Source organism: Frateuria flava, from assembly GCF_017837635.1.
Classification (GTDB): Bacteria; Pseudomonadota; Gammaproteobacteria; order Xanthomonadales; family Rhodanobacteraceae; genus Frateuria_A; species Frateuria_A flava.
This window is the reverse complement of sequence record NZ_JAGJRS010000010.1, coordinates 54,304-78,505: the sequence shown is the minus strand read 5'-3', so window position 1 is coordinate 78,505 and position 24,202 is coordinate 54,304. Positions and strand designations below refer to the sequence as shown.

Annotated in this window: 24 protein-coding genes; 12 read left to right on the top strand and 12 right to left on the bottom strand. The window is 68.6% G+C overall.

The annotated features are described in order from the left end of the window. Positions 1–28: 28 nt before the first annotated feature. Together J7I44_RS04680 and J7I44_RS04675 are read right to left on the bottom strand one after the other, a co-directional pair. Positions 29–931, bottom strand: coding sequence for a DMT family transporter (locus J7I44_RS04680; protein ID WP_209616581.1), 903 nt, complete (start codon positions 929–931; stop codon positions 29–31). Then, complete coding sequence (locus J7I44_RS04675) at positions 928–1,203, bottom strand: putative signal transducing protein (protein ID WP_209616578.1); 276 nt, start codon at positions 1,201–1,203, stop codon at positions 928–930. The genes J7I44_RS04680 and J7I44_RS04675 overlap by 4 nt, the downstream gene beginning before the upstream one ends. A gap of 393 nt (positions 1,204–1,596) precedes the next feature. Here J7I44_RS04675 and J7I44_RS04670 point away from each other — a divergent pair, with 393 nt between their 5' ends. From J7I44_RS04670 to J7I44_RS04660, 3 genes are read left to right on the top strand one after another with little or no spacing between them, the layout of a single operon-like run. Continuing rightward, entirely contained in the window at positions 1,597–3,342 is a 1,746-nt protein-coding gene (locus J7I44_RS04670; RefSeq protein WP_209616575.1) for a glutamine--tRNA ligase/YqeY domain fusion protein, read from the top strand. Between the two features lie 4 nt (positions 3,343–3,346). Then, positions 3,347–3,907 carry a nucleoside deaminase gene (locus tag J7I44_RS04665; RefSeq protein ID WP_245187938.1) on the top strand — a complete coding sequence of 187 codons (561 nt, stop codon included), beginning with the start codon at positions 3,347–3,349 and terminating at the stop codon, positions 3,905–3,907. Then, a complete protein-coding gene (locus J7I44_RS04660; RefSeq protein ID WP_209616569.1) occupies positions 3,904–4,611 on the top strand; it encodes a TVP38/TMEM64 family protein in 708 nt (235 codons plus the stop codon). Before J7I44_RS04665 ends, J7I44_RS04660 begins: the two co-directional genes overlap by 4 nt. Positions 4,612–4,674: 63 nt before the next feature. Here J7I44_RS04660 and J7I44_RS04655 read toward each other — a convergent pair whose 3' ends face one another. From J7I44_RS04655 to lptF, 4 genes are all read right to left on the bottom strand, one after another. Further along, a complete protein-coding gene (locus J7I44_RS04655) occupies positions 4,675–5,355 on the bottom strand; it encodes an HAD family hydrolase (RefSeq protein ID WP_209616566.1) in 681 nt (226 codons plus the stop codon). Further along, positions 5,352–5,819 carry an OsmC family protein gene (locus tag J7I44_RS04650; RefSeq protein WP_209616563.1) on the bottom strand — a complete coding sequence of 156 codons (468 nt, stop codon included), beginning with the start codon at positions 5,817–5,819 and terminating at the stop codon, positions 5,352–5,354. The genes J7I44_RS04655 and J7I44_RS04650 overlap by 4 nt, the downstream gene beginning before the upstream one ends. Before the next feature lie 66 nt (positions 5,820–5,885). Beyond that, positions 5,886–6,983: an LPS export ABC transporter permease LptG gene (gene lptG / locus J7I44_RS04645; protein ID WP_209616560.1), complete on the bottom strand. Its 1,098-nt coding sequence runs from the start codon at positions 6,981–6,983 to the stop codon at positions 5,886–5,888. Continuing rightward, on the bottom strand, positions 6,983–8,095 hold the full coding sequence (gene lptF, locus J7I44_RS04640) for an LPS export ABC transporter permease LptF (RefSeq protein WP_209616557.1): 1,113 nt from the start codon (positions 8,093–8,095) through the stop codon (positions 6,983–6,985). The genes lptG and lptF overlap by 1 nt, the downstream gene beginning before the upstream one ends. Positions 8,096–8,476: 381 nt before the next feature. Between lptF and J7I44_RS04635 the strand changes: the two genes are divergently transcribed. The 4 genes from J7I44_RS04635 to J7I44_RS04620 all read left to right on the top strand — a co-directional run bounded on the left by J7I44_RS04635 (position 8,477) and on the right by J7I44_RS04620 (position 12,359). After that, positions 8,477–9,970, top strand: a complete 1,494-nt coding sequence (locus J7I44_RS04635; protein WP_209616555.1) for a leucyl aminopeptidase — start codon at positions 8,477–8,479, stop codon at positions 9,968–9,970. A 61-nt stretch (positions 9,971–10,031) separates the two neighbouring features. Then, entirely contained in the window at positions 10,032–10,454 is a 423-nt protein-coding gene (locus tag J7I44_RS04630; protein WP_209616551.1) for a DNA polymerase III subunit chi, read from the top strand. A gap of 118 nt (positions 10,455–10,572) precedes the next feature. Further along, the gene (locus J7I44_RS04625; protein WP_209616548.1) at positions 10,573–11,421 is read left to right on the top strand and encodes a PP2C family protein-serine/threonine phosphatase; all 849 of its coding nucleotides are present in this window, start codon (positions 10,573–10,575) and stop codon (positions 11,419–11,421) included. A gap of 8 nt (positions 11,422–11,429) precedes the next feature. Continuing rightward, the gene (locus J7I44_RS04620; protein ID WP_209616546.1) at positions 11,430–12,359 is read left to right on the top strand and encodes a LysM peptidoglycan-binding domain-containing protein; all 930 of its coding nucleotides are present in this window, start codon (positions 11,430–11,432) and stop codon (positions 12,357–12,359) included. A 105-nt stretch (positions 12,360–12,464) separates the two neighbouring features. Here the strand turns inward: J7I44_RS04620 and J7I44_RS04615 are convergent, their stop codons facing one another. Next, positions 12,465–14,195: a protein kinase domain-containing protein gene (locus J7I44_RS04615; protein ID WP_209616544.1), complete on the bottom strand. Its 1,731-nt coding sequence runs from the start codon at positions 14,193–14,195 to the stop codon at positions 12,465–12,467. Next, a complete protein-coding gene (locus tag J7I44_RS04610; RefSeq protein ID WP_209616540.1) occupies positions 14,180–14,704 on the bottom strand; it encodes an FHA domain-containing protein in 525 nt (174 codons plus the stop codon). Before J7I44_RS04610 ends, J7I44_RS04615 begins: the two co-directional genes overlap by 16 nt. Positions 14,705–14,829: 125 nt before the next feature. On the opposite strand from J7I44_RS04610, the gene J7I44_RS04605 reads away from it, so the two are divergent. Beyond that, entirely contained in the window at positions 14,830–15,150 is a 321-nt protein-coding gene (locus tag J7I44_RS04605) for an MliC family protein (protein WP_209616536.1), read from the top strand. A gap of 336 nt (positions 15,151–15,486) precedes the next feature. Here J7I44_RS04605 and recQ read toward each other — a convergent pair whose 3' ends face one another. Together recQ and J7I44_RS04595 are read right to left on the bottom strand one after the other, a co-directional pair. After that, a complete protein-coding gene (gene recQ, locus J7I44_RS04600) occupies positions 15,487–17,301 on the bottom strand; it encodes a DNA helicase RecQ (RefSeq protein WP_209616532.1) in 1,815 nt (604 codons plus the stop codon). A 149-nt stretch (positions 17,302–17,450) separates the two neighbouring features. Next, complete coding sequence (locus J7I44_RS04595; protein WP_209616529.1) at positions 17,451–17,789, bottom strand: MGMT family protein; 339 nt, start codon at positions 17,787–17,789, stop codon at positions 17,451–17,453. 63 nt (positions 17,790–17,852) lie between these two features. Between J7I44_RS04595 and J7I44_RS04590 the strand changes: the two genes are divergently transcribed. Then, positions 17,853–18,257, top strand: a complete 405-nt coding sequence (locus J7I44_RS04590; protein WP_209616526.1) for a hypothetical protein — start codon at positions 17,853–17,855, stop codon at positions 18,255–18,257. Between the two features lie 96 nt (positions 18,258–18,353). Here the strand turns inward: J7I44_RS04590 and J7I44_RS04585 are convergent, their stop codons facing one another. Beyond that, positions 18,354–19,481, bottom strand: a complete 1,128-nt coding sequence (locus J7I44_RS04585; RefSeq protein ID WP_209616523.1) for an inorganic phosphate transporter — start codon at positions 19,479–19,481, stop codon at positions 18,354–18,356. Positions 19,482–19,493: 12 nt separating this feature from the next. Next, positions 19,494–20,123: a DUF47 domain-containing protein gene (locus J7I44_RS04580; RefSeq protein WP_209616520.1), complete on the bottom strand. Its 630-nt coding sequence runs from the start codon at positions 20,121–20,123 to the stop codon at positions 19,494–19,496. 165 nt (positions 20,124–20,288) lie between these two features. Between J7I44_RS04580 and J7I44_RS04575 the strand changes: the two genes are divergently transcribed. The 3 genes from J7I44_RS04575 to otsA all read left to right on the top strand — a co-directional run bounded on the left by J7I44_RS04575 (position 20,289) and on the right by otsA (position 24,113). Next, positions 20,289–21,611, top strand: a complete 1,323-nt coding sequence (locus J7I44_RS04575; protein WP_209616516.1) for a hemolysin family protein — start codon at positions 20,289–20,291, stop codon at positions 21,609–21,611. A 225-nt stretch (positions 21,612–21,836) separates the two neighbouring features. Further along, positions 21,837–22,658 carry a trehalose-phosphatase gene (gene otsB, locus J7I44_RS04570; RefSeq protein WP_209616513.1) on the top strand — a complete coding sequence of 274 codons (822 nt, stop codon included), beginning with the start codon at positions 21,837–21,839 and terminating at the stop codon, positions 22,656–22,658. Between the two features lie 69 nt (positions 22,659–22,727). Beyond that, entirely contained in the window at positions 22,728–24,113 is a 1,386-nt protein-coding gene (gene otsA / locus J7I44_RS04565) for an alpha,alpha-trehalose-phosphate synthase (UDP-forming) (RefSeq protein ID WP_209616510.1), read from the top strand. The last annotated feature ends 89 nt before the right edge of the window (positions 24,114–24,202 follow it).

Genomic DNA, 24,202 nt, shown 5'->3' with positions numbered 1-24,202 from the left:
CGCACAAGGTGCGCTCCTGCAGAGACGCTCACCGTTTACGCAGCGTCCCGAGCAGGATGCCGGCCAGGGCCAGCGCCAGTCCCAGCCAGTCGCCGGGACCGGTCGGGCGCTTGAACAACAGCACGTCCAGCACGAAAGCCAGCGCCGGCTGCAACAGGAGCAGCAGCCCCACCAGCGACGCCGGCAGCAACGGCATCGCGCGCACCATCAACAGCCAGGCGACCACCTGGCCGAAGAATCCCAAGGCCAGCAACGCGCTCCAGCTGCGCGCCGTCGCCAGTGCGAAGGTGTCGCCCTCGACACCGCCCCAGGCGAGCAGCAGCCCCGCGCTCAGCAGGCTCATCAAGCCCAGGAACTGTGCCGCCGACAACGCCGTGTGCCCGGAGAGCGCCCGCCGGAAGCTCAACAGGTACAAGGTATAGGCCACGCCACTGGCAAGCCCGAACCACACGCCCAGCCGATGCCGTGCGTCGAACAGCGACCAGTGCGCACCGACCAGCAGCCACAGCCCGCCCAGCGCCACCGCCAGGCCCGGCACGAACCATCGCCCGAGCCGCTCGCGGTAGATCCACCAGCCGACCAGCGCCATCAGGAACACCTGGAAGTTGGTCAGCAGCGTGGCCACGCCCGGTCCGACCCAGAGAATCGAGCGGTGCCAGAAGATCAGGTCGAGCGAGAACCCCAGCGCTGGCAGCAGCGCGAGCGTGAGGTCGCGCCAGCGGACGCGTACCCAGCGCCGCGTCAGCACCACCCAGCCAAGCAGCATCACCCCGCCGAACAGCATGCGGTAGAACGCCGAGACGGTCGGCGCCACCTGCGCCAGCACCACGAAGATGCTGGTGGTGGACAGCAGCATCGCGCCCAGCGCCATGCGGCCGACCGACGCCGGCGGCGCCCCGGGCGCCGCGGTCAGGGGAGCCTGTGCGGTCACGGCGTATCGGTCGCCAGTTGCGCGTCGCCGTCCCAATCGTCGATCGACGCACGCGCCTCGGCCAGCTGCGCCTCGACCTGGCGCACCACCGTCTCGGCGGCTTCGGCCGAGGACTCGGGCACCATCACGGCGACGTAGTCGAGCGCGGGGAGCTGGCCGACCGCGCCGGTCAGGTACTCGCCGGACACGAACGCGGGAATGTCCTCGCGCTCCAGCGCATCCTTCACCAAATGGGCGTCGATCAGGCTTTCGGCTCGGTAGGCGATGCGCATGCGGCCACGCTACTGCGCGCCCCGCGGGGCGGCAAGCCCCGCCCGCGGCTAGCGGCGGAACCCCACGTAAGCGCGCTTGGCCAGGTAAAGCAGATGCCCGGCCAGTCCGCGGTCCTGCGCCTGGCGCAGTGCGGTGTTTTCCGCATAAAGCATGCGGATATGGGCGTCGCGTTGCTCCAGCAGCTGCCTGATCCCGGCGACGTCGCTGCGCGAAAGCGAGCGGCCCTCGTCGATGTGCGCGGGAAGCTGGCGGTTGACGTAGTAGGTGGTGTGTCTGGGGGCGACTTCTTCCGCCGGGCCCAGCCATGACGCCCTGACGCACGACCCACGGGCACATGCGCAACTTAAGGGTAAACTCCCCGGTTTCCGCCCACGCCCGTACGAGCCGCACCGATGTCCAGCGAAAACCCCGAAGCCATTGCCCAGGAAAACTTGCCGCGGGACTTCGTGCGCCAGATCATTCGCGAGGACCTCGCCAGCGGCAAGCACACCGCGATCCGCACCCGCTTCCCGCCCGAGCCCAACGGCTACCTGCACATCGGCCACGCCAAGGCGATCTGCCTGAACTTCGGCATCGCGCGCGAGTTCGGCGGCTGGTGCAACCTGCGCCTGGACGACACCAATCCGGGCAAGGAAGACCCCGAGTTCGTCGCCGGCATCAAGGATGACGTGCGCTGGCTGGGCTACGAGTGGCACGACCTGCGCCACGCGTCGGACTATTTCGATGTGTTCTACCGCGCCGCGCTAAAGCTGGTCGAGGACGGCAAGGCCTACGTGGACGACCTGTCGGCCGATGAAGTGCGCGAATACCGCGGCACGCTCACCGAGCCAGGCCGCAACTCGCCTTACCGCGACCGCTCGATCGAGGAAAACCTCGACCTGTTCAAGCGCATGCGCGCCGGCGAATTCGCCGACGGCAGCAAGACGCTGCGCGCGAAGATCGACATGGCCTCGGGCAACATCAACCTGCGCGACCCGGCGCTGTACCGCATCCGCAAGATCGCCCACCAGAACACCGGCGATGCCTGGCCGATCTACCCGATGTACGACTTCGCGCACGCGCTGTCCGACGCGATGGAGGGCATCACCCATTCGCTGTGCACGCTGGAGTTCGAGGACCACCGCCCGCTGTATGACTGGTGCGTGGACAACGTCGACCTCGCCGCGCATCCCGACCTGTGGCAATCGGTGGTCGACGCCGGCCTCGAAGCCAAGCCGGCCAAGCCACGGCAGATCGAGTTCTCGCGCCTCAACCTCTCCTACTGCATCACCAGCAAGCGCAAGCTCGCGCAGCTGGTCAACGAAGGCCTGGTCGACGGCTGGGACGACCCGCGCATGAACACCCTGCGCGGCCTGCGCCGCCGCGGCTTCACGCCGGCCGGCCTGCGCCTGCTGATCGAGCGCCTGGGCATCAGCAAACAGAACAGCGTGATCGACTACGCACTGCTCGAGAACTGCGTGCGCGAGGACCTGGACGCCACCGCGCCGCGACGCATGGCCGTACTCGATCCGCTCAAGCTCACCCTCACCAACCTGCCCGGGAACCACGAGGAAACGCTCGTCTTCGCCAACCATCCAAAGGACGAGAGTTTCGGCACGCGCGAGGTGCCCTTCGGCAGCACAGTGTGGATCGAGCGCGAGGACTTCGCCGAAGTGCCGCCCAAGGGTTTCAAGCGCCTGGTCCCCGGCGGCGAAGTCCGCCTGCGCGGCGTGGGCATCGTCAAATGCGATGAAGTGGTCAAGGACGCCGCCGGCGACGTGATCGAACTGCGTTGCACGCTCGATCCGGAGTCGCGCGCCGGCCTGCCGGGCGCCGACCGCAAGGTGAAGGGCACCATCCACTGGGTCAGCGCGCGCCATGCCGTGGCTGCCGAGGTGCGCCTCTACGACCGCCTGTTCGACGTACCGGCACCGGACGACGAGAGCGATGGCAAGCGCTGGATCGAGCACATCAACGCCGATGCCAAGCGTGTCGGTCGCGGCTGGCTGGAGCCGGCGGCCGCCCGCGCCGAGCCGGAACAGCGCTTCCAGTTCGAGCGGCTGGGCTATTTCGTCGCCGACCGCATCGACCACCGACCGGAGGCGCCGGTGTTCAACCGCACCGTGACGTTGCGCGATACCTGGGCCAAGCAGGCCTGACGTGCTGCTGCCCCTGCAACTGCATCTCACCCTGCCGCCCTGGGTCGGCGAGGTGGCGGATACGAGCCGGCGCTACCTCACCGATGAGGAACGCGTGGGCCTGGCCATCGAGCTGGCGCGACAGAACGTGGCGCGCAGCCATGGTGGCCCGTTCGGTGCCGCCGTATTCCACGAGGACGGGCGGCTGGTTTCCGCCGGCGTCAACCGGGTGGTGCCGCAAACCTGCTCGGTCGCGCACGCAGAGATGATGGCCTACATGCTGGCGCAGCAGCGCCTGGCGAGCTTCCGGCTCAACGCGGGCGGCAACGGCCGCTTCATCCTGGCGACCAGCGCGCAGCCATGCTGCCAGTGCTACGGCGCCACCGTGTGGGCCGGCATCGACGAACTGCTGATCGGCGCGCGCGCCGAAGACGTCGAGTCGCTCACCACCTTCGACGAGGGCCCGCTGCCGGCCGACTGGGTCAGCCAGCTCGAACGCCGCGGCATCGCGGTGCGTCGCGACATCCTGCGCGAGCAGGCGCGCGCGGTGCTCGCCGACTATGGCCAGAGCGGAGCGCACTATTGACCCGGCTGCGCGCCGCCCTGCCGTTGCTGCTGCTGGTGGTCGCCGGCGTGGTGCTGTTCGCCTCCGGCGCGCTGGACCGGCTCAACCCCGAGCAGCTGGTCGCGCACCAGGGCGAGCTGCACGCGCAGATCGCCTCCCACCCGTGGCTCAGCCGGTTGGCTTACATCGGCCTGCTGACGCTGGCGATGGCCACCGGCATCCCCGGGACAGTGATCATCATCTTCGCCGGCGGCTTCGCTTTCGGTGTGCTCGAAGGCACGACGTGGTCGTCGATCGGACTGACTCTGGGCTCGCTGATCCTGTTCCTGGCCAGCCGCTACGCTTTCGGTGCGGGCAGCCGCCACCCGCCGGCGCTGGTGGCGCGGTTGCATCACGGATTTGAAAAGCATCCGGTCAGCTACACGCTGTTCCTGCGATTCGTACCGGTGTCGCCGTTCGGGCTGATCACCGTCTGCCTGGCCTGGCTGCGATGCCCACTGTGGCTTTTCGTCGGCGCCACCTGGCTCGGCGGCACGGTGGCGCTGATCTTCGAAACCTCGATCGGCGCAGGCCTGGGCCATGCGCTCAGGGAAAGCGACCGCATCGGCCTGGGCCTTTTCCTGCATCGCGAAGTCCTGCTGCCGTTGGGTGCCATCGCGTTGCTGGCGCTGGTGCCGCTGCTGATCGGCCGCTTCACGCGCCGCCGGCGACAGCAGCAAGGCTAGCTTCCGCTGCAGGCGTGAGCTTGGGCGCCGCCGCACGGATCACGGTCGCGCACTGATGCGGTCCTACAGCGAAGCGGTGGCGCCGGTGGGCGCCATCGCGTCCAGTAGCGCGGGCAATTGGCTCATCGCGGTGAAAATACGGTGCGCGCCGGCGTCGCGAAGTCGCGCGACCGGTGTGTGGGCCGCGAAGCCGAGCACCGTCATGCCCGCCGCCACGCCACCGGCGACACCGGCCGGCGAATCCTCGACCACCACGCAAGCCGCGGGTGCCACACCCATGGCGCGGGCGGCGTGCAGAAACAGGTCCGGCGCCGGCTTGCCGCGCGCCACTTCAGCCGCGCTGAACAGGCGGCCCTCGAAGCGTGGCAGCAGGCCGACCCGCTCCAGGCTCAAACGCACCTTGTCCGGCCCGCCATTGGAGGCCACGCAGAACGGCAGCGCCAGCCCATCGAGCACCTGCACCACACCTGGCACCGGCGCAAGCTCCGCCGCCAGTGCGTCGAACAGGTGCCGGTCGTGCCTGGCTTCGAAGTCGTCGGGCAAGGCGTGGCCGAGCCGGTCGGCAACCAGCGCCAGGCAATGTGCCATGGTGCGGCCTAGGAACAGCTCGTCCATCTGCCTGGCGTCGAAAACCAGCCCTTGTTCGGCCAGCATCCGCGCGAACACGCGGTTGGCGATCGGCTCGCTGTCGACCAGCACGCCGTCGCAGTCGAAGATCACCACGCCCGGCGGCGGGATGTTCATTCGAACACCGGCTCGCAGCGCACGTCGCAGCGCACCGAGTTGGCCAGGAAACAGGTCTCGTGCGCCTGATGATGCAGCTGCTCGACCTGTTCGCGGCTGGGCAGGGTATCGCCGGAAAAATCCACGCGCGGGCGCAACAGTACCTCACGCATGACGGTGCGGCCCTGCCCGTCACGGCCCATGCTGCCGATCGCCGCATCGCGGTAGCTGTCCACGCGAAAGCCCTGGCCCGCCGCCAGGCTGAGAAACCACAGCATGTGGCAGCTCGCCAGCGAGGCGACGAAGGCCTCCTCCGGGTCCACTGCCGAGGGATCGGACAGGGGTACCGGCACCACGGCCGGCGAGGAGGACATCGGCAGTTGCTCGCCGCCATCGAAACGCACCATGTGGCGCCGGCTGTAGCGGTTGTCCAGGAAAGACTGGTCTTCGCGGAGCCAAGCCAGTTCGGCGGTGTGCTTGCTCATACGCATTTCCTCTGGTGCCGACCGCCCTGCCGCACGGTCGCGCACAGGGTCGTTCCTACCGAAGCATCAGCTGCGCTTGCGGAAGTACAGCCATGCGCCCAGCCCAAGCACCACCGCGGGCAACAGGTTGGCAGGCAGCGGCGGCACGCCGTAGATGGTGGCGAAGTTGACCAGCGCCTTCTGCAGGAAGTACCAGCCGATCGCCAGCAATATGCCCACGAAGATACGCTTGCCCAGACCGCCGGAGCGCAGCGCGCCGAAGGCGAACGGCATGGCGCACAGCACCAGCACGAGCGTGTTGAGTGGGTAGAGCACACGACCCCAGAAGGTCACCGCATAGATGCCCGGGTTCTGGCCGTTGCGCTCCAGATAGCTCATGTTGCGATAGAGGTCGCGCATCGGCAGGTACTGCGGCTGGGTCACCGACTGCTCGAGCACGCGCGGATTGAGCCGGGTATCCCAGTGCTCGCTGGCACGACTGGTGGTATGTGTGCCGCTCGCATCCAGCGTGGTCGTGCGCACGCCCTTGAGGATCCACTCGCGCCCATCGTTCTGCGCCGACTTCGCCCAGTCGAAACGGTCGATCTGCCCGTCCGGCGTGAGCGTGAACACGCGCACGTCGGCCAGTTCCACCACGTTGTGGCCCTGCACCTGCTTGATCAGCGTGGCCTTGGCATTGACGATGTGGTTGCCGTCGCGCGCCCACAACCCGGTGGTGCCGGACAGGCCCAGATGGTTGGCTTTCATGCGCAGCTGGATGGCTTGCGCCTTCTGGTCGCCCCAGGGTGCGGCCGTCTCGCCCAGAAGGGTCACGCCCACGATCAGCACCGCCACCACGCCGGCCGCCGAAGCGGCAATGCGCAGTCGCGACATGCCGGCAGCACGCAGCGCGGTCAGCTCGCCATTGCCGGCCAGGCTGCCAAGCCCCATCAGGCCGCCGATCACCGCGGCGAAGATGAAGTATTCATACAGGCGCCTTGGCACCGTCACCAGCACGTAGCTGACCGCATCAAACGTGGTGAACCCGTTGCGCCCCACGTAGCCGAGCTGGCGCAGCAGCTGCGTCACCACGTCGAAACCGGTCAGCACCAGCCAGGTGGTCAGCAGCGAACCGAGCACGGTGAGGCCGACCAGCCGGTCGACCCGCTTGATCGCCAGGCCCATCACGCGACCGCCTTGCGTGGCCCGCGCGACTTGCGCGGCGCGTGCTGCTTCCAGAACAACCACCCCGCCAGCGCCAGCGCCAGCAGGTGCACCAGCAGCAGCGGCATCGAATTGGCCCAGTGGCCCTTGCCGATCTGCGCGCGGCCCAGCGCCAGCAGCAGGTAATAAAAGTAGAAGCCCAGCAGCGCCAGCAGGATGCGCCCGTAACGCGGCTCGCGCGGGCTTTGCCGCGACAGCGGCAGCGCCAGCATCAACAACACGAACGCCATCGGCGGCGCGTGGATGCGCCAGGCGAACTCGGCACGCGCGTCGGGAGACGGCGAGGTAGCCAGCGCCCAGGTGCCCTGCGAGTGCGCCGGATCTTCTTCCTCGTCCGCCTTCACGTCGGACAGCGCCACGTCGTTGCGCGCGTACTGCATGCGCCACCAGTCGTCGTGGCCGAGCGGAATCTTGTACTGCCAGCCGTTGCGTAGCGCCATGAAGCGGCCTTCGCCGTTGCTCTCCTGGTAGAGTTGCCCGCCCGTGGCAGTGACCACCTTGAGCTGGCGCACGCCCTCGCTGTCCGTGCTTTCGGTGGCGACGAAGGTCTTGCCAAGCACGCTGCCGTCGCGACTCAAGCGATCGACGAAAATGATGCCGCCCTTGCCCGGCAGCTCGGTGAAGCGGCCGGCGTCCAGCCCCGCGGCGATCACCGAGCGGTTGGCCTCGGCCACCAGCGTATCGGCAGTGCGCACTGCCCACGGACCCAGCCAAAGCGATACCACGCCGGTGACCAGCACGATGATGCCGGCCAGGATCACCACCGGCTTGAGCAGGCCACCGGGCCCCATGCCGGAGGAGGCCAGCACGTGCATCTCGCTTTCGCGGTACATGCGGCCCAGCGCCATCATCACGCCGAGGAACCCGGCCAGCGGCAACAGGTTGGTAAGCCCGTCGAGCGTGCGCAGGCCCAGCACCGGGAACATCACGCTGGCCGGGAAGCTGCCGCCGGCGACTTGTTGCAGCACCTTGGCGAAGGTCGTGCCGGTAATGATCGCGACCAGCACGATGGTCGTGGCCGCCACGGTCTGGGCCAGCTCGCGCAGGAAGTATCGGTCGAGGATGCTCAGCATGCGATAGGATTGAAGGTCTCGCACCGCAGGCCGGCGCTTAGGGATGCTCTGTTCAATTCTACGCAGGCGTCACCGGCTCTGTCTGTTCGCAGGCGGGTAGGGCGTCGTCGAAGGCAGACTGGCTGTCTGTCGAGGCGGCGCACCGCACGCCTGTGGACAGACAGAGCCGGCCCCAGCGATAGGAATCAAACGACGGGGTGATGTCCAGAAGGCTCGCAGGCCGGGGCGCGCGACTTGGCAAGGCAGCCAGCCTTGCCGGCGCCACGCACCCCACCCTGCAAGCCTTCTGGACATCATGCCGCCTGCGTAGAATTGAACAGATCATCCCGACCGCCAAGTCTAGCCGGTCAGCCCATTTCTTACCTCGCAGGACCCCTCCCGATGACGCTTCAGTTCAGTCTGGTCGCCGCCAGCACCTCGCCCGAAACCGTCGACACGCCATGCCTGGTGGTGGGTGTCTACGAGAACGGCCTGCTCACCAGCGCGGCCGCCCGTGTGGATAGCGCGGCCGAGGGCGCGATCAAGCGCCAGGTCGAAAGCGGCGACGTCAACGGCAAGGCCGGCAGCGTCAGCGTGCTGTTCGCGCCGGACGGCGTCGCGGCCCGCCGCGTGCTGGTGGTAGGCCTGGGGGCACAGAAGAGTTTCGATGCGCCGCGCTTCCAGAAGGTCGCCCTCGAAGCCATCCGCGCGCTGGGCAAGCTGCCGGTCGATTCGGCCGTATCCTTCCTTACCGAAGTGGACGTGCCCGGCCGCGATGCCGCCTGGCGCGTGCGCACCGCGGCGCTGGCCGCCGACCACGCGGCCTATCGCTACACCGCCACTTTCAAGCCGCGCGAGAAGAGCGCGCAGCCGGAGCTGCAGTCGGTCGCCTTCGCCGCCGGCGACGAGGCGAAAGCGGGCCTCGACCAGGCCGTGGCGATCGCCGAGGGCGTGCGCTTTGCCCGCGAGCTGGCCAACCTGCCGCCGAACATCTGCACCCCGGTTTACATCGCCACGCGCGCGCAGACCTTCGCCGAAGCCAACGAAGGCGTCAGCTGCCGCGTGCTCGACCACCAGGAGATGGAAAAGCTCGGCTTCGGCTCGCTGCTGGCGGTCGGCCGCGGCTCGGCCAACAAGCCGCGCCTGATCGCGCTGGAATACAAGGGCGGTGCCGAGGGCGACAAGCCCTACGCCTTCGTCGGCAAGGGCATCACCTTCGATTCGGGCGGCCTGAGCCTCAAGCCCGGCGCGGGCATGGAAGAGATGAAGTTCGACATGGGCGGTGCGGCCGGCGTGCTCGGTGCGTTCGTCGCCGCGGTGAAGATGAAGCTCAAGCTCAACCTGGTCTGCGTCGTGCCGTCGGCCGAGAACATGCCCGACGGCGACAGCTACCGCCCCAGCGACGTGCTCACCAGCCTTTCGGGCCTGACCATCGAGGTGCTCAACACCGACGCCGAAGGCCGCCTGATCCTGTGCGACGCGCTGACCTGGACCGCGCAGACCTACCAGCCCAGGGCGATCGTCGACGCCGCCACGCTGACCGGCGCCTGCGTCGTGGCGCTGGGCAAGCACGCCACCGGCCTGATGAGCAAGCACGACGACCTGGCCGCCGAACTGCTGGGCGCCGGCGAGAACACGCTCGACCGCGCCTGGCGCCTGCCGCTGTGGGACGACTACCAGGTGCAGCTCGAATCGGGCTTCGCCGACGTGGCCAACATCGGCGGCAAGAGCGCCGGCGCCATCACCGCCGCCTGCTTCCTGTCGCGCTTCACCGAGGGCCAGCGCTGGGCGCACCTGGACATCGCCGGGACCGCCTGGGACGAGGGCCGCAAGGGCCTGGCGACCGGCCGTCCGGTGCCGCTGCTGGCACAGTGGCTGATCGACCGCGCCGGCTGATGCCCGCGCTTCGGCGCCGCGCGCGCGGCGCCGGAGTTCCCTTCCTCTTGCCGAGTCGACCATGCCCCGCGCCGACTTCTACCTGATCGACAAGCCGCGCTTCCGCGAACAGCCACTGCTGCTGGTATGCGAGCTGGCCCGTCGCGCCTACGCGGCGCAGCAGCCGACGCTGATCCTCACCCGCGACTTCGAACAGGCCGAGGCGGTGGACGAGCTGCTGTGGGATTTCGACAGCGACGCGTACATCCCGCATCAGCTCGCCGGTGACGACGACGACGCGCATACCGCCGTGCTGATCGTGCCGCCGGGCATCGATACCGCCGACCGCCCGCTGCTGATCAACCTGCGCGAGACCTGCCCGGCTGGGCGCTTCGAGCGCGTGCTTGAAGTGGTGGCGGCAGACCCGGCCGAACGCACCGGCTCGCGCGACCGCTGGCGCGAATACCAGCAACGCGGCTTCGAGCTCGCCAAGTTCGACATGTAATAGCTCGACTCTCCGATCCGCCGGCGCACAGGTTGCACTGCCGCGCTGAGCCCGCGCACCGGCACAACGGTGATCCAGGCGCTATGCTCTTGGGCATCTTCGGGCAGGGGGCCGGACGATGGATCAGGGGATCGAGGAAGCCCAGGCGATACCGGCAGTCGCGGCTGGCCGCGCGCGCGGCGGCCGCGCCACCCAGCAGGATGCCTGCATCTGCCTGCACGACCCGGCCACCGACGCGCGGCTGTTGGTCCTGGCCGACGGCATGGGCGGCGACGGTGCCGGCGAACTGGCCTCCGCCGGCGTGATCGAGATCTCTCGCCGGTTGTGGCAGCAGGGTCTGTGGCGCGAGCAGCCGGGGCCCCTGTTCCTTGAAGCGCTGTGCCAATGCGCGCACGCGGAGTTGCGGCGCCGTGGCGAAGGGCTGGTCGGTGCCGAGCCGCACTCGACGGTGGTCGCGCTGCTGGTCCGCGGGCGGCGCGCCTGCTGGGCGCACGTCGGCGACAGCCGGCTTTACCGCTTCCAGCACGGGCGCTGCCTCGGGCGTACCGAGGACCACAGCGTGGCGCAGCTGAAGGTCGCCCGAGGTGAGCTCGCCGCCGAGGCGATGGGCAGTGACATCGACCAGCACATGCTGCTGCGTGGGCTGGGCGGGCCACAGCCGCCCCAGGTCGAGCATGGCTTCGCTTCATTGCGCCCGGGCCAGTCCTATGTGCTGTGCAGCGACGGCGTGTGGGAGCGGCTTTCGACGGAGGAACTGGGCCGGTTCGCGCGACGGAGCAACCTGCGCCACGCGCTCAAGGAAGCGCTGTCCCGGGCGATAGAGCGTGGGGGCGCCGAAGGCGACAATGTCTCCTTGATCTTTGCCCGGATAGGCTGGGCCCACTGGTTGCGCGCCCACGGCCGCCGGCTGTGGAAGCGACTCGCCCGCCGTCGCATGGCGGGCGACATGGGTATCGGACAGGTATGAGGGAATCGGTGCAGAACTCGCAAGACACGCGCTTTGCCGCGCAAGGCCCGCGACTGGGACCGCTGGTGCTGGTCGGCCTGTTGGCCGTCGGTCTGGGCGGCTGTGCCCAACTGCAGCAGTTGAAGGCCCGCATGACCGGCCATCGCAAGCCGACGGTCACGGTGACACCCGCCCGTGCGCCCGCCCCGGCACCGGCCCCAGTGGACGAGGCGCCACCGCCCTCGCTCGCCTCGATCATCAACCGACAGTTGCAGTCGGGCCACTATGCCGAGGGCGAGCGGCAATTGCGCCGCTATCTGGACGCCAACCCGGACGATCGTGCTGCCCAGGCACTGTTGCGCCAGCTCACGGTGGACCCGGAGGAGGCATTGGGCCATGCCTCGCGCCCCTACGTGGTGCGCCCCGGCGACTCCTACAGCACGTTGGCCGCACGCTTCCTTGGCGATGGCGCGCGGTTCCTGATCCTGGCCCGCTACAACGATTCGACCGACCCCTCGATGTTGCGCGTGGGTCAGACACTGCGCATGCCCGCCTCACGCCTGGCCGCCGGCTCGCGGCCGGAAGGCCCGGTGCGGTCCTCGGGAGATAACGCCCCGGAGGTGGCCGCCGGCGATTCGGGCATGGCCAAGGCACGCCGCCTGCAGAACGAAAGCCTCGCGCTGCTGCACAAGGGCCAGCGCAGCGAGGCGCTGGAACGGATGGACCAGGCACTGGATGTCGATCCGCAACTGCCGGCTTCCGATGCCGACGCCAGGGCGCTGCGCAAGCAATTGGTGTCGGTCTACCACCAGCGTGCGATCGTGCTCTACCGCGATCAGCAGCTGGACCAGGCGATTTCGCTGTGGAACCGCGTGCTGGCGATCGAGCCGGATTTCGAGCCGGCAACCGTGTATCGGGCCCGGGCGATGGAGCTCAAGCAGCGGTTGAAGCAGTACTGAGGCTCAGGAGCTCCGCAAGCCGGCGTGTCCTTGAGGGGCCGGACGCGTCCGATCTGGACGAACCGGGCAGCTTCGGGCCCGTCCGTCGTGCGGCGGCGGCCCGCGCTAGTCCCGCGTCGCCCGGTCCTTCACCGGCTCCGCCGCGGGCAGGATGCGGGTGGGTAGCTCCAGCGGCGCGGTCGGCTTGGCACTGGGGCGTCGCGGGCGTCGCTCGCGCGCCTGCAGGGCGTTGCACATCAGGTTGAAAGCGGTGAACAGTCGTCCCAGTTCGTCGTGGCGCACCAGCCGTATGCGGTGGCCGAAGTCGCCGCGACCGACCCGCAGCAATGCCTCGCCGAGCACATCGAGCAGACCGAGCAAGCGACGGAACAACCAGTAAGCCGCGCCGGTCACCGCCGCCAGGGTCACCAGCAGGACCGAGACGATAGCCTTGAGCGTGGTCTTCTGTGCGGCACGCAAGGGAGCGTCGCTGATCCCCAGGCGCAGCTGGCCGACCTGAGCGGTCTGGTAATTGACCGGCACGTCGAACACCAGCATCTCGCCGGAGTCGTCGCCATCGGGCAGCCGCACGCGGTAACTGGCGATGTCGCCCGCACCCGGCAGGAACGCCTCGTTGGTTCGCAACGGCAGCGGTTTCCCCAGCTCGTCGTCGCGGGTACTGGCGATCACTTCGCCGTAGCGGTTGGCGACGGCCAGGTAGTAGATCTGCTTGTTGCGCGCGATGTCCTGCACCAGTGCGCGCGTGGCGGCGCGGTCGTCCAGCAGCAGGTTCTCCGCCGCCTCGCTGGCGACCATGCGACCGAGCGAACGCCCGTAATCCTGCGCCAGGCCGGTGACGGCCGTGTTCTGGCGCGAGTAGATCGCCGCCAGGCCAATCAGCAGCGTCAGGCTCAGCACCGAGGCCAGAATGCCCGCCCAGCGCAGGCGCAGCGAAATCAGCCGCGTGGCGATCGGCTTTTCGTGCAGGCGCTCGTATTCGCGCAGGGCCAGACGCAGGTCGTCGATCAATTCGGCGCCGCGCTGGTAACGGTCCTGCGGCGCGGGCGCGAGCAGGGTCTGCACGATATCCAGCAGGATCGAGGGCGTGAACGGATCGCGCGGCTGCAGCGTGGGCTGCGGCACGCGCTGGCGCTCGGCCACCAGGCGCCGGACGTCACCGGTTTCTTCCCAGGGCAGCTTGCCGCTGAGCAGCCAGAACAGCACCACGCCCAGCGAGAACAGGTCGCTGCGCGCGTCGGTGCGTTCGCCCTGCAGGTGTTCGGGCGCCATGAAGGCAGGCGTACCGCCGACCTCGCGGCGAGGCGCGCCGGTACTGCGCGGGTCGCGCCGCTCGGCGATGCCGAAGTCGCTCACCTTGGCATGCTGCCAGCCGTCGGAGAGCATGATGTTCTCCGGCTTGATGTCCTGGTGGATGACACCCTGGGCATGCGCGTAATCGAGTGCGCCGGCGATCTGCTCGACCAGCCCGAGGATGACCGGCAACGCGGGAAATCCCTCACGTGCCACGCGGCTGGCGAGGGTATCGCCGGAGAGGCGCTCCATCGCGATGTAGGGCCGGCCGTCATCCATCTCGCCCACGTCGAACAGGGTGACGATGTGCGGGTGCGTCAGGTGACCGACAGCTCGCGCCTCGGTGACGAAGCGCGCCCGGTAGCCAGGGTCCGCTGCCACCGCGTTGCGCAGGCACTTGATGGCAACCTGGCGCTGGATGTCCGGATCGAAGCCGGCGTAGACCACCGCCATCGCGCCCGCACCGAGCACGCCCTCGATGCGGTAGCGTCCCACCGTCGGCGGGATCGCGCGCTCCTCCGTGGCTGGCGTCAGACCAGCCACCATGCCGCCACTCCCATCGCCACCAGCGCCGCCGCGCCGAGCGCCACCCACCCGTGCCGGGCTGCAACGCCGGCGCCGCGCTCGCGGGTGAGGAAGGTGAACTCCACTTGGCCGAAGCGGAGGCGATCGCCGTGCCGCAGGGTCGCTTCGTGGACGCGCTTGCCGTTGACGAAGGTGCCGTTGGTCGACAGGGTATTCATGACCACGTAGTGGTTCTGCTGGTTCATGATCCACGCGTGCGAAGCCGACACGCTCAAATCGTCCAGCACGATGTCGTTGTCTCCACGCCGGCCGATCGTCTGCCGGCCGGGGCGCAGGGAGATCCGCTGGCCCTGGAGCTCGCCGGTGGCGCCCTCCAGCACCGGAGCGGCGGCGCTGGCGCGGCCGAGCAGGACCGGGGCGGCTTCCCGGGCGACCTGCCGCAGTTCCTCGGCGGAGAACAGCCGGGTTCCCTGCGGTCCGGACGATCGCTTGGAGTGGGAAAGAACGGGAGTCTGGCCAGGGCTGTCCATCGATATGCCTCGGTGGGATATCCGCGCACTATAACCAAGCGTCTGTCATCAAGGCATGGGGACGCCCGCGCCGCATCTTTACACCCCCGGAGCGCGACCGTGTTCACAAAGCGAAGGAGAAGCCGATGCACCCTTCCCGCCTTCTGCTGGCCTTGGCCACCCTTCTGCCGGCCGCCTGCCAGCCGCCTCGGCCCAGTACCGAGGCCACTTACCGGTGCAGCGACGGTCGCGCGGTGAAGGCCACCTATGGGGACGCCGACCACGTCCGGCTGGCGATCGACGGGGCTCCCTACCGGCTCACGGTCGCGATGTCGGCCAGCGGGGCGCGCTACGTGGGCGAGGGCTGGCAGTGGTGGACCAAGGGCATGCACGACGCCTGGCTGGCGCCGCTACAGCCCGGTGAAACGGTGGCCTCAGCGCCTGGTGTCGCCTGCCAGGCACGGTAAGCTACTGAAATATCGTCGATATCGGTGGAAGGACGCCGGACTCGACCACCTTCCATCGGCGGATGAAACCGCCGGCTGGGCAGCCTCGACTCCGGCGGCGGCGTGCTCGGTCCAACGGGCCAGACGGATGCCGTCCTGCAACGCAGTGCACCACCGAAACGTCACGTCCGGCCCGACCATTTCGTCGCAGGCCCACTGCCTGGCAGCGTGATCAAAGGTGTCCATCCCGACTTGCGGGGGATCGGCCCGGTTGAACCGTGCGCCAATGCGTGAAATCGGCGTAGAGGCCGCTTGCACGGCACGCTGCAGGCCAGGGCCTACCGTGCCGGCACGGCCCTATCCCGGCGCGTTGATGACCGCGAGGAAATCGCGCCCGTAGCGCTTCAACTTGGCCTCGCCCACGCCGCTGACGTCCGCCAGTTCGTCTTCGTTGGCGGGCATGGCGCGCAGCATGGCCAGCAGCGTGGCGTCGTGGAACACCACGTACGGCGGCACGCCCTGCTGCTTGGCCAGCCGGGTGCGCAGCCCGCGCAGGGCATCCCACAGCGGCTGTTCGTAGGCTTCGATGCCCAGGCTGGTACCGGTCACGAGTTGGCTGTCGCGGCGTCGACGGGCACTGCGCACGGGGCGGGCGTCCTCGCGCAGCAGCACCCGTTGGCCGCCGGTCAGCACGGCCCGGCTGGCGGGCGTGAGGCGCAGCGTGCCGTAGCCCTCGGCATCGGCTTCCAGCAGGCCGGCGGCGAGCAACTGACGGAACACCGAGCGCCAGCCCTTCTCGTCCATGTCCGCACCGATGCCGAAGGTGGTCAGGCGCTCATGTCCCAGTTGGCGCATGCGCTCGCCTTCGATGCCGCGCAGGATGTCGATCACGTGGCCGGCGCCGAAACGCTGGCCGCTGCGGTAGACGGCCGAGAGCGCCTTCTGCGCGGGAACGGTGGCGTCCCAGGTTTTCGGCGGCTCCAGGCAGTTGTCGCAGTTGCCGCAAGGTCCCTGGAAGTCCTCGCCGAAAGCGCCCAGCAGCAGTTCGCGCCGGCAGCGCGTGGCCTCGGCGAAGGCGAGCAGGCCTTCGAGCTTCTGCCGTTCGATGCGCTTGCGTTCGTCGGCCGAATCGGACTGGGCGATCATCTGGCTCATCGTCACCACGTCGGACAGGCCGTAGATCATCCAGGCCTCGGCCGGCAGGCTGTCGCGACCGGCGCGCCCGGTCTCCTGGTAGTAGCCCTCCATCGAACGGGGCAGATCCAGGTGGGCGACGAAGCGCACGTCGGGTTTGTCGATGCCCATGCCGAAGGCGACCGTGGCCACCATCACCACGCCGTCCTCGCGCAGGAAGCGCTGCTGGTTGGCCGCGCGGGTTCGCGCATCCAGCCCCGCGTGGTACGGCAGGGCTTCGATCCCCGCTTCGGCCAGCCAGGCGGCGGTGTCGTCGACCTTCTTGCGGCTCAGCGCGTAGACGATGCCGGCCTCGCCGCGATGGCCATCGAGAAACTGCATCAGCTGCGTGCGCGGGTTGTGCTTGAGCGTCACGCGGTAGCGGATATTGGGCCGGTCGAAACTGGAAACGAACTGGTGCGCCCGACCCAGGCCGAGGCGCTCGACGATCTCCTCGCGCGTGCGAGGGTCCGCGGTGGCCGTGAGCGCAATGCGCGGAACCTGCGGAAACCGTTCGGCCAGCACCGCAAGCTCGCGGTATTCCGGGCGGAAGTCGTGACCCCATTGCGAGACGCAATGCGCCTCGTCGATGGCGAACAGGCCCACGTCGATCCGTTCGAGCAACCCCAGGAAGCGCGCCGTGAGCAGTCGCTCCGGAGCCACGTAGAGCAGTTTGAGGCCGCCGGCCAACAACCGCCGCTCGACCTCGCGCTGGTCCTCGGCCTCCAGGCTGGAGTTGAGGTACGCAGCGGCCACGCCGGCTTCGCGCAAAGCGTCGACCTGGTCCTGCATCAGCGCGATCAGCGGCGAGACGACGATGGCGGTGCCGGGTCGCAGCAACGCGGGAATCTGGTAGCACAGCGACTTGCCGCCGCCGGTGGGCATCAGCACCAGCGCGTCGCCGCCTTCGGCCACCGCGTGCACGATGGCTTCCTGCTGGCCGCGGAAGCTGGCGTAACCGAAGACGCTGTGGAGGAGATCGAGGGCGCGGGTGGACATCGCGTGCATGCTATCAAAGCGGCGTTTCGCGCCCGTCCGCGACGCACGCTGTCGGCGGTAGGCAAAGCCGGAAGCAACTGTAGGTCGCCGGCAGTGCAAGGTGGGCTTTCAGCCCACCGCCCTCCGCCTTCCGGCGGTGGACTGCAGCCCTACACGGGCATGCCCCAAAGCGCGCGGTCCAGGTCCGCATCCAGCCCGAAGCGCGACAGCGGCACGCGGCCGTTGATCACCTCGACGCCTTCGGCGCGCAGCAGGCGACACTGTTCGCGGAAGCCACGGCTGCCCGGCGGCAACGCCACGTGGCCGCTCGCACGCAACACGCGATACCACGGCAGTTCCATCCCTTCGGGCGTCTCGCCCAACAACTTGCCGACCAGCCGCGCGCGCCCCGGCAGTCCCGCGCGGGCGGCAATCGCACCATAGCTGGCGACGCGTCCGCGCGGGATGGCGGCGATGGCGGCGTAGACACGGGCGTGGCTTTCCTGCATGGCTCGTCACTTGGGCACGATGCGGCGGGAGGTTACCATCGGGACCGCATCAAGGAGTCCGCCATGCGCCATTTCGAAGCCGTGCGTTCCCACGTCGGCAGCCAGTACGCGTTGCGACAGAACGACCCCTACCTGATCAGCTTCGATCTGGCGCTGCCGCTCGGCCGCCACCAGGGCATCTACCTGGCCGAACTGGAGGACGAAAGCGGCCGGCGCTACCTGCGCCTGTCCACGCCGATCGGCCCGCTGGCCGGCACCGACCCGCGCCGCTGCCTGCGCTTCAACTGGGAGCAGCGCACCGGTTTCCTCGCCGTGGCGGACCTGGATGGCTCGCCCTTCCTGCACCTGTGCGAAAACCGCCCCTACGAGTTTCTCGATAGCGGCGAGCTCGAGCGATTGATCGGCGAGCTGGGCCTGTTGGGCGATCAGCTTGAGCAGATCATCGCCAGCGGTGGCGACAGCTTCTGACAAAGGGCTACCCGCAGGAGCCCGCTTACGGGCAATGCTCTTCGCCCATCCAGCAAATCCATCGCCCGCAAGCGGGCTTCCGCGATGCGATGCCGGTCAGTGCGCGAAGACCTGCAACAGCCGCACGAAGCCGTAAGCGAGCAACGCGGTGACCGGCAGCGTCAGGATCCACGCCCACACCATGCGCTCGACCACCGACCAGCGGATCGCGTTGAAGCGCTTTGCCGCGCCCACGCCCATGATCGACGCCGACACGTTGTGCGTGGTCGACACGGGGATGCCGAACGCCGATGCGGTGAGGATGACGGCCGCCGAACTGCCCTCGGCGGCGAAACCGTTGATCGGATGCAGCTTGACCATCTTGTGGCCGAGCGTCTTGATGATGCGCCAACCGCCGCCGGCGGTACCTGCCGCCATGGTCAGCGCGCAAACCACCGCCACCCACGCCGGCACGTTGAAGCCGCCTTCGGCGGATCCGGCGATGCGCAGGAAGCCCAGCCAGTGCGGCAGGTGGTCCAGTTGCCCCGCGGCGGTACCGCCGGCCAGCGCAAGCGCGATGATGCCCATGCTCTTCTGTGCGTCGTTCATGCCGTGCGCCAGGCCCATGGCGCTGGCCGAAACGATCTGCGCCTTGCCGAAGAACGCATTGACGAAGGGCGTGCGGCCGAGCCGCTGCAACCCGCCCTTGCGGTTGGCCAGCCAGGCGAACAGCGCATAGAGCGCGCCCATCAGCGCGAAACCGATGATGAAGCCCATCAGTGGCGATATCACCATCGGCACGACCACCTTGGGGATCACGCCCTTGCCGGCCCACCAGTGCGCACCACCCTCGGACCAGATCACCGCGCCGAAGTTGTCGCCTGCCGACGCGATCGCCGCGCCGACCAGCGCACCGACCAGCGCATGGCTCGAACTGGAGGGCAGGCCCAGCCACCAGGTGATCAGGTTCCACACCGTGGCGGCCAGCAGCGCGCAGATCAGCAATTGCGGACCGGCATCGACCACGTGCGTGTCGATCAGGCCGGCGGCGATGGTCTTGGCCACCGCGGTGCCCCACAACGCACCGATGAGGTTGGTCACCGCGGCCAGCAACACCGCCTGGCCGGGACTGAGCACCTTGGTCGCCACCACCGTGGCGATCGAGTTGGCGGTGTCGTGGAAACCGTTGATGTAGGTGAAGGCGAGTGCGATCAGCACCACCGCGAAGACCAGGCCGAGGCTCATCTGCGTTAGGCCTTAGGAGTTCTTCAGGACGATCGAATAGACGATGTTGCCGACGTCACGGCACTTGTCGATCGCCTTCTCGATCAGCTCGAACAGGTCCTTGGCGAGCATCGCCTTCATTGCGTCATGGCCTTCGATGTACAGCGAGCGGTAAGGGGCCAGCAGCATGCGGTCGCCCTCGGATTCCAGCGCCTGCAGGCGATCCTGCAGCTTCCTGACCGGATCGATGCGCAGGCCGCGGCGCAACTCGCCGATCATCTCGCCGACGACCGCGGTGGACTCCTCCAGCACGCATGCGCGCTGGGCGAAATCCACGTCGGCCACGCGCTCGCCCACGATGGCGAAACGCTCGGCGAACTTCTCCACCGTCTTGGGGATCTTGTAAAGCGCCGAATTGAGCGCCTCGATGTCTTCGCGATCCAGCGCGGTAACGAAGGTGTTGACCAGTTCCTCGCTGATCTGGGCGGCAAGCGCCTTCTCGCGGGCACGCGCACCGGTGAAATCGGCCATCACCGGTGCCCGCTCCCGGTTGGCGAGCATCTGGTGCAGCGCCGTGGCGCTGCCGTGGGCGGCTTCGGCACTCTGTTCAAGCAGGCCGTAGAACTTGTCGCCCTTACCGAAAATCGTCTGCAGTGAAAACATGCGCGTGCCTGGAAGCCGAAGTGTGGGTTCAAACCGGCAACATGTTACAGGAGGCACCGCGGCAGCGGCAGAAAGGCGCCTTCACCACCCATGCACGCGCCGCTGCGGGCGTGCCGGCCATCCCGTACACTGCGCACCCATGCGACCCCGAAGTCACCCGCCGCGATGCTGACCGATATCGCGCTCGTCATCCTTCTGTCGGTTTTCAACGGCTTTTTTGCGTTGTCGGAAATGGCGCTGGTCACCTCGCGCAAGAGCCGCCTCAAGCAGATGGCCCAGGGCAGCCGACGCGCCCGCGTGGCGCTGCGCCATGCCGAGGCGCCCGAACACTTCCTCTCGACCGTGCAGGTGGGCATCACGCTGGTGATGCTGATCACCGGCGCGCTGGCCGGCGACCGGCTGGGCGACCGTTTCGCCCAGTTGCTCCAGGGCGGCCAGATGACCTGGCTGGCGCCTTATGCGCATGGGCTGGGCATCGTTCTGGGCTTCGTGGTGATCTCCTACATCCAGATCGTGATCGGCGAATTGCTGCCCAAACGACTGGCGCTGTCGGCGCCGGAGCGGCTTTCCGGCTTCGTGGCGATGCCGATGCTTTTCCTGGCCCGACTGACCGGCCCGTTCGTCTGGCTGCTCAACCGCTCCAGCGGGCTGCTGCTGAAGCTGCTGCGGGTGAACGACCAGGGCAGCGGCCGGGTCACCGAAGAAGAAATCCGCCTGCTGGTCGCCGAAAGCGCCGAACAGGGCGTGCTCGATGCCGACGAGCACAACATGGTCAACCGCGTGCTGCGCCTGGGCGACCGCACGGTCGACAGCGTGATGACCCCGCGCATGCGCATCGCCTGGCTGGACCAGTCGGCCTCGCGCGAGGAGAACATCGAAGTCATGCGCGAAACCCCCTACTCGCGCTACCCGGTGTACCAGGGGGACGAGAGCGACGTGGTCGGCGTGCTGGAGGTCAAGAGCCTGATCGGCGGCATGACTGGCGGCACGCCTGAGCTTTTCCGCCAGTTGGCCAAGCCGCTGTACGTTCCCGCCACCGCACGCGCGATGGACCTGCTGGAAGAATTCCGCGACGCCGAGACGCCGATGGCGCTGGTGGTGGACGAGTACGGCGACATCGAGGGGCTGGTCACGCTCAACGACCTGCTCGCGGCGGTGGTCGGCGCCAGCCAGCTCGGCCACGGTGGCAACGAGGAGCATCCGCCGATCGTGCCCCGCGAGGACGGCAGCTGGCTGATCGACGGCTCGCTCTCCACCGAGGACCTGCGCGAACTGCTGCACGTCGAGCGCCTACCCGGAGAGGAAGAGCACGAATTCCGCACCGCCGCCGGCATGGTGATGACTGCGCTGGGCCACATCCCGCAGGTGGGCGAAGTGTTCGCCTGGCGCGGCATCCGCTTCGAGGTGGTCGACCTGGACGGCGCGCGCATCGACAAGCTGCTGGTGACCCCGGCGCCGCGCATCGAGGCGGCGGACGACGAGCAGTAGGCGGGTTTCCCCCAGGCTTCGCCCATCCGCCCTTCGGGCACGGCCCGGTGGACGGGGGAAGGATTGCTGCCTGGCGCATCCCGTCCTCGTGCGCCTTCGCCCGTGCAAGGTTGAAAATACCGACAGACGGATGGGGGCAACCGGACGTGCGTTTCCTCTCGTGGCCCGGCCTTTCACGCCACCTTTGCTAGTCTTGCGTGGATGTCTTCATCCAAGCCCGCCAGCGTGAGCGCCCCCTTGCCGGCGCCACCCTTGCCCCGGCCGGACCAGCGCTGGGCCCTGTTCCTCGACGTGGACGGCTGCCTGCTGGAGTTTGCCGACGACCCGGCGGCCGTGCGTGTATCGCCCGCGCTGCGGGCGCTGCTGCAAAGCCTGCACGACCAGCTTGGTGGCGCCCTGGCCCTGGTCAGCGGCCGCGGGGTGAGGGACCTCGATCGACTGTTCGACACCCCCGGCTGGGCGCTCGGCGGCCTGCACGGCTACGAGCTGCGTTATGGCGACGGCCGTCACCGGGAGCTTGCCGTCGACCCGACCGACCAGGCGCGCATGCGCTCAGCCGTGCAGGTGCTCGCCGCGCAGCTCGATGGCGTGCAGCTGGAAGACAAGCAACACGCCATGGCACTGCATTGCCGACGCGCGCCCGACCGTCTACCCGCCCTGCGTGAAGCCGCCGAGGCGGTCGCCGCCGGCCTGTCCGGCTACGAACTGCAGCCGGGCAACCTGGTGATGGAGTTCAAGCCGGCCGGGATGGACAAGGGCCGCGCCGTGGAAGAACTGATGCGCCACCCGCCCTTTGCCGGCCGTACGCCGGTCTACCTGGGCGACGACCTCACCGACGAGCACGCTTTCGAGGCGGTCAATCAGGCGGGCGGCAGCAGCGTGCGGGTCGGCCATCGCGAGCCGACCCACGCGCGGTTCACGCTGCCTAGCCCGGCCGCCGTCCAGGCTTGGCTGGAGCGGGTGCGGGACGCACTCGGCCATGGGCAGGACCTTGCACAGGGAGTTTCGATCGATGCCGACAACGGTGGACGACACCGCAACGCTTGAGCTGTATCCGGCCGCCAGCGGCCAAACCGCTATGGCGGCGAGTGAAGGCGGCCACTTCGGTGGCTTGCAATGACCCGTCCCGGCAAGAAGCCCGGACGGCTGGTGGTGGTGTCCAATCGCGTCGCCATGCCCAGGCAGACCGCCACTGGCGGCCTCGCCTCGGCCATGCGCGCGGCGTTGCAGGAACGCGGCGGGCTATGGTTCGGCTGGAGCGGCAAGCTGGCCGCGCAAAGTGCCGAAGAGCTGCACCGGCTCAGCGACGGCCCGATCGATTACGTCACGATCGACCTGTCGCGGGCCGACCACGACGACTTCTATGCAGGCTTCGCCAATCGCACGCTGTGGCCGCTGTTCCACTACCGGCCCGACCTGGTCGACTACCAGCGCAGCCATCTGGAAGGCTATCTGCGCGTCAACGCGGTGTTCGCGGACGAGCTGGCCAAGCTGCTCGAACCGGACGACATCATCTGGGTGCACGACTACCACCTGATTCCGCTGGCGGCGATGCTGCGCGAGCGCGGCGTGCGCAACCGCATCGGTTTCTTCCTGCATACGCCGCTGCCGGCCGCCGCGCTGCTGATCGCACTGCCCAAGCATCGCGAGCTGCTCGAAACGCTGGCCAGCTACGACCTGGTCGGCCTGCACACCGCGCGCGACCTGCGCGCGCTGGAAGACTACTTCCTGCACGAAGTCGGCGGCGCGATGCGGCCCGGCGGCCGCCTACGCGCCGCCAACGGCCGGCTGTTTCGCGCCGGCGTGTTCCCGATCAGCATCGATACCGCGGAGGTGGCCGACGTCGCGCGCAAGGCGATGTCCGAAGATGCCGTGCGTGAGTTCAAGCAGAGCCTGGACGGCCGCGACCTGATCATCGGCGTCGACCGGCTGGATTACTCCAAGGGTCTGGCACAACGCTTCGAGGCCTTTGCCCACGTGCTCGAACGCTCGCCCGCGCTGCACAGCCACGTCACCCTGCTGCAGATCGCGCCGCCCTCGCGCGGCGCGGTGCCCGAGTACCGCCTGATCCGCCGCGAGCTCGAGCGCATGGCCGGGCACATCAACGGCAAGTTCGCCACGCCGGAATGGGTGCCGATCCGCTACGTCAACCAGTCCTTCCCGCACAGCTTGCTGGCGGGCTACTACCGCGTGGCGCGGGTCGGTCTGGTCACGCCCTTGCGCGACGGCATGAACCTGGTCGCCAAGGAGTACGTGGCCAGCCAGGATCCGAAAAATCCCGGCGTACTGGTGCTCTCGCGTTTCGCCGGTGCGGCGCAGGAGCTGACCGAGGCGCTGCTGGTCAATCCGGCGGACACGGTCGAAGTGGCCGATGCGCTGGAGCGGGCGTTGGCGATGCCCCAGCGCGAGCGCATCGCGCGCTGGCGGTCGATGATGGACGTGCTGCAGCGGCATGACCTGACCGCCTGGCGCAATGCGTTCCTGCATGCGTTGACGGGTTAGCGCCGCCGCTCGTCTTGGCTCTGTCCCCCTCTCGCCCCGGCGCAGCCGGGGAGAGGGAGCGCGTCTGGGCGCCGCAGGCCAGTCGCGCA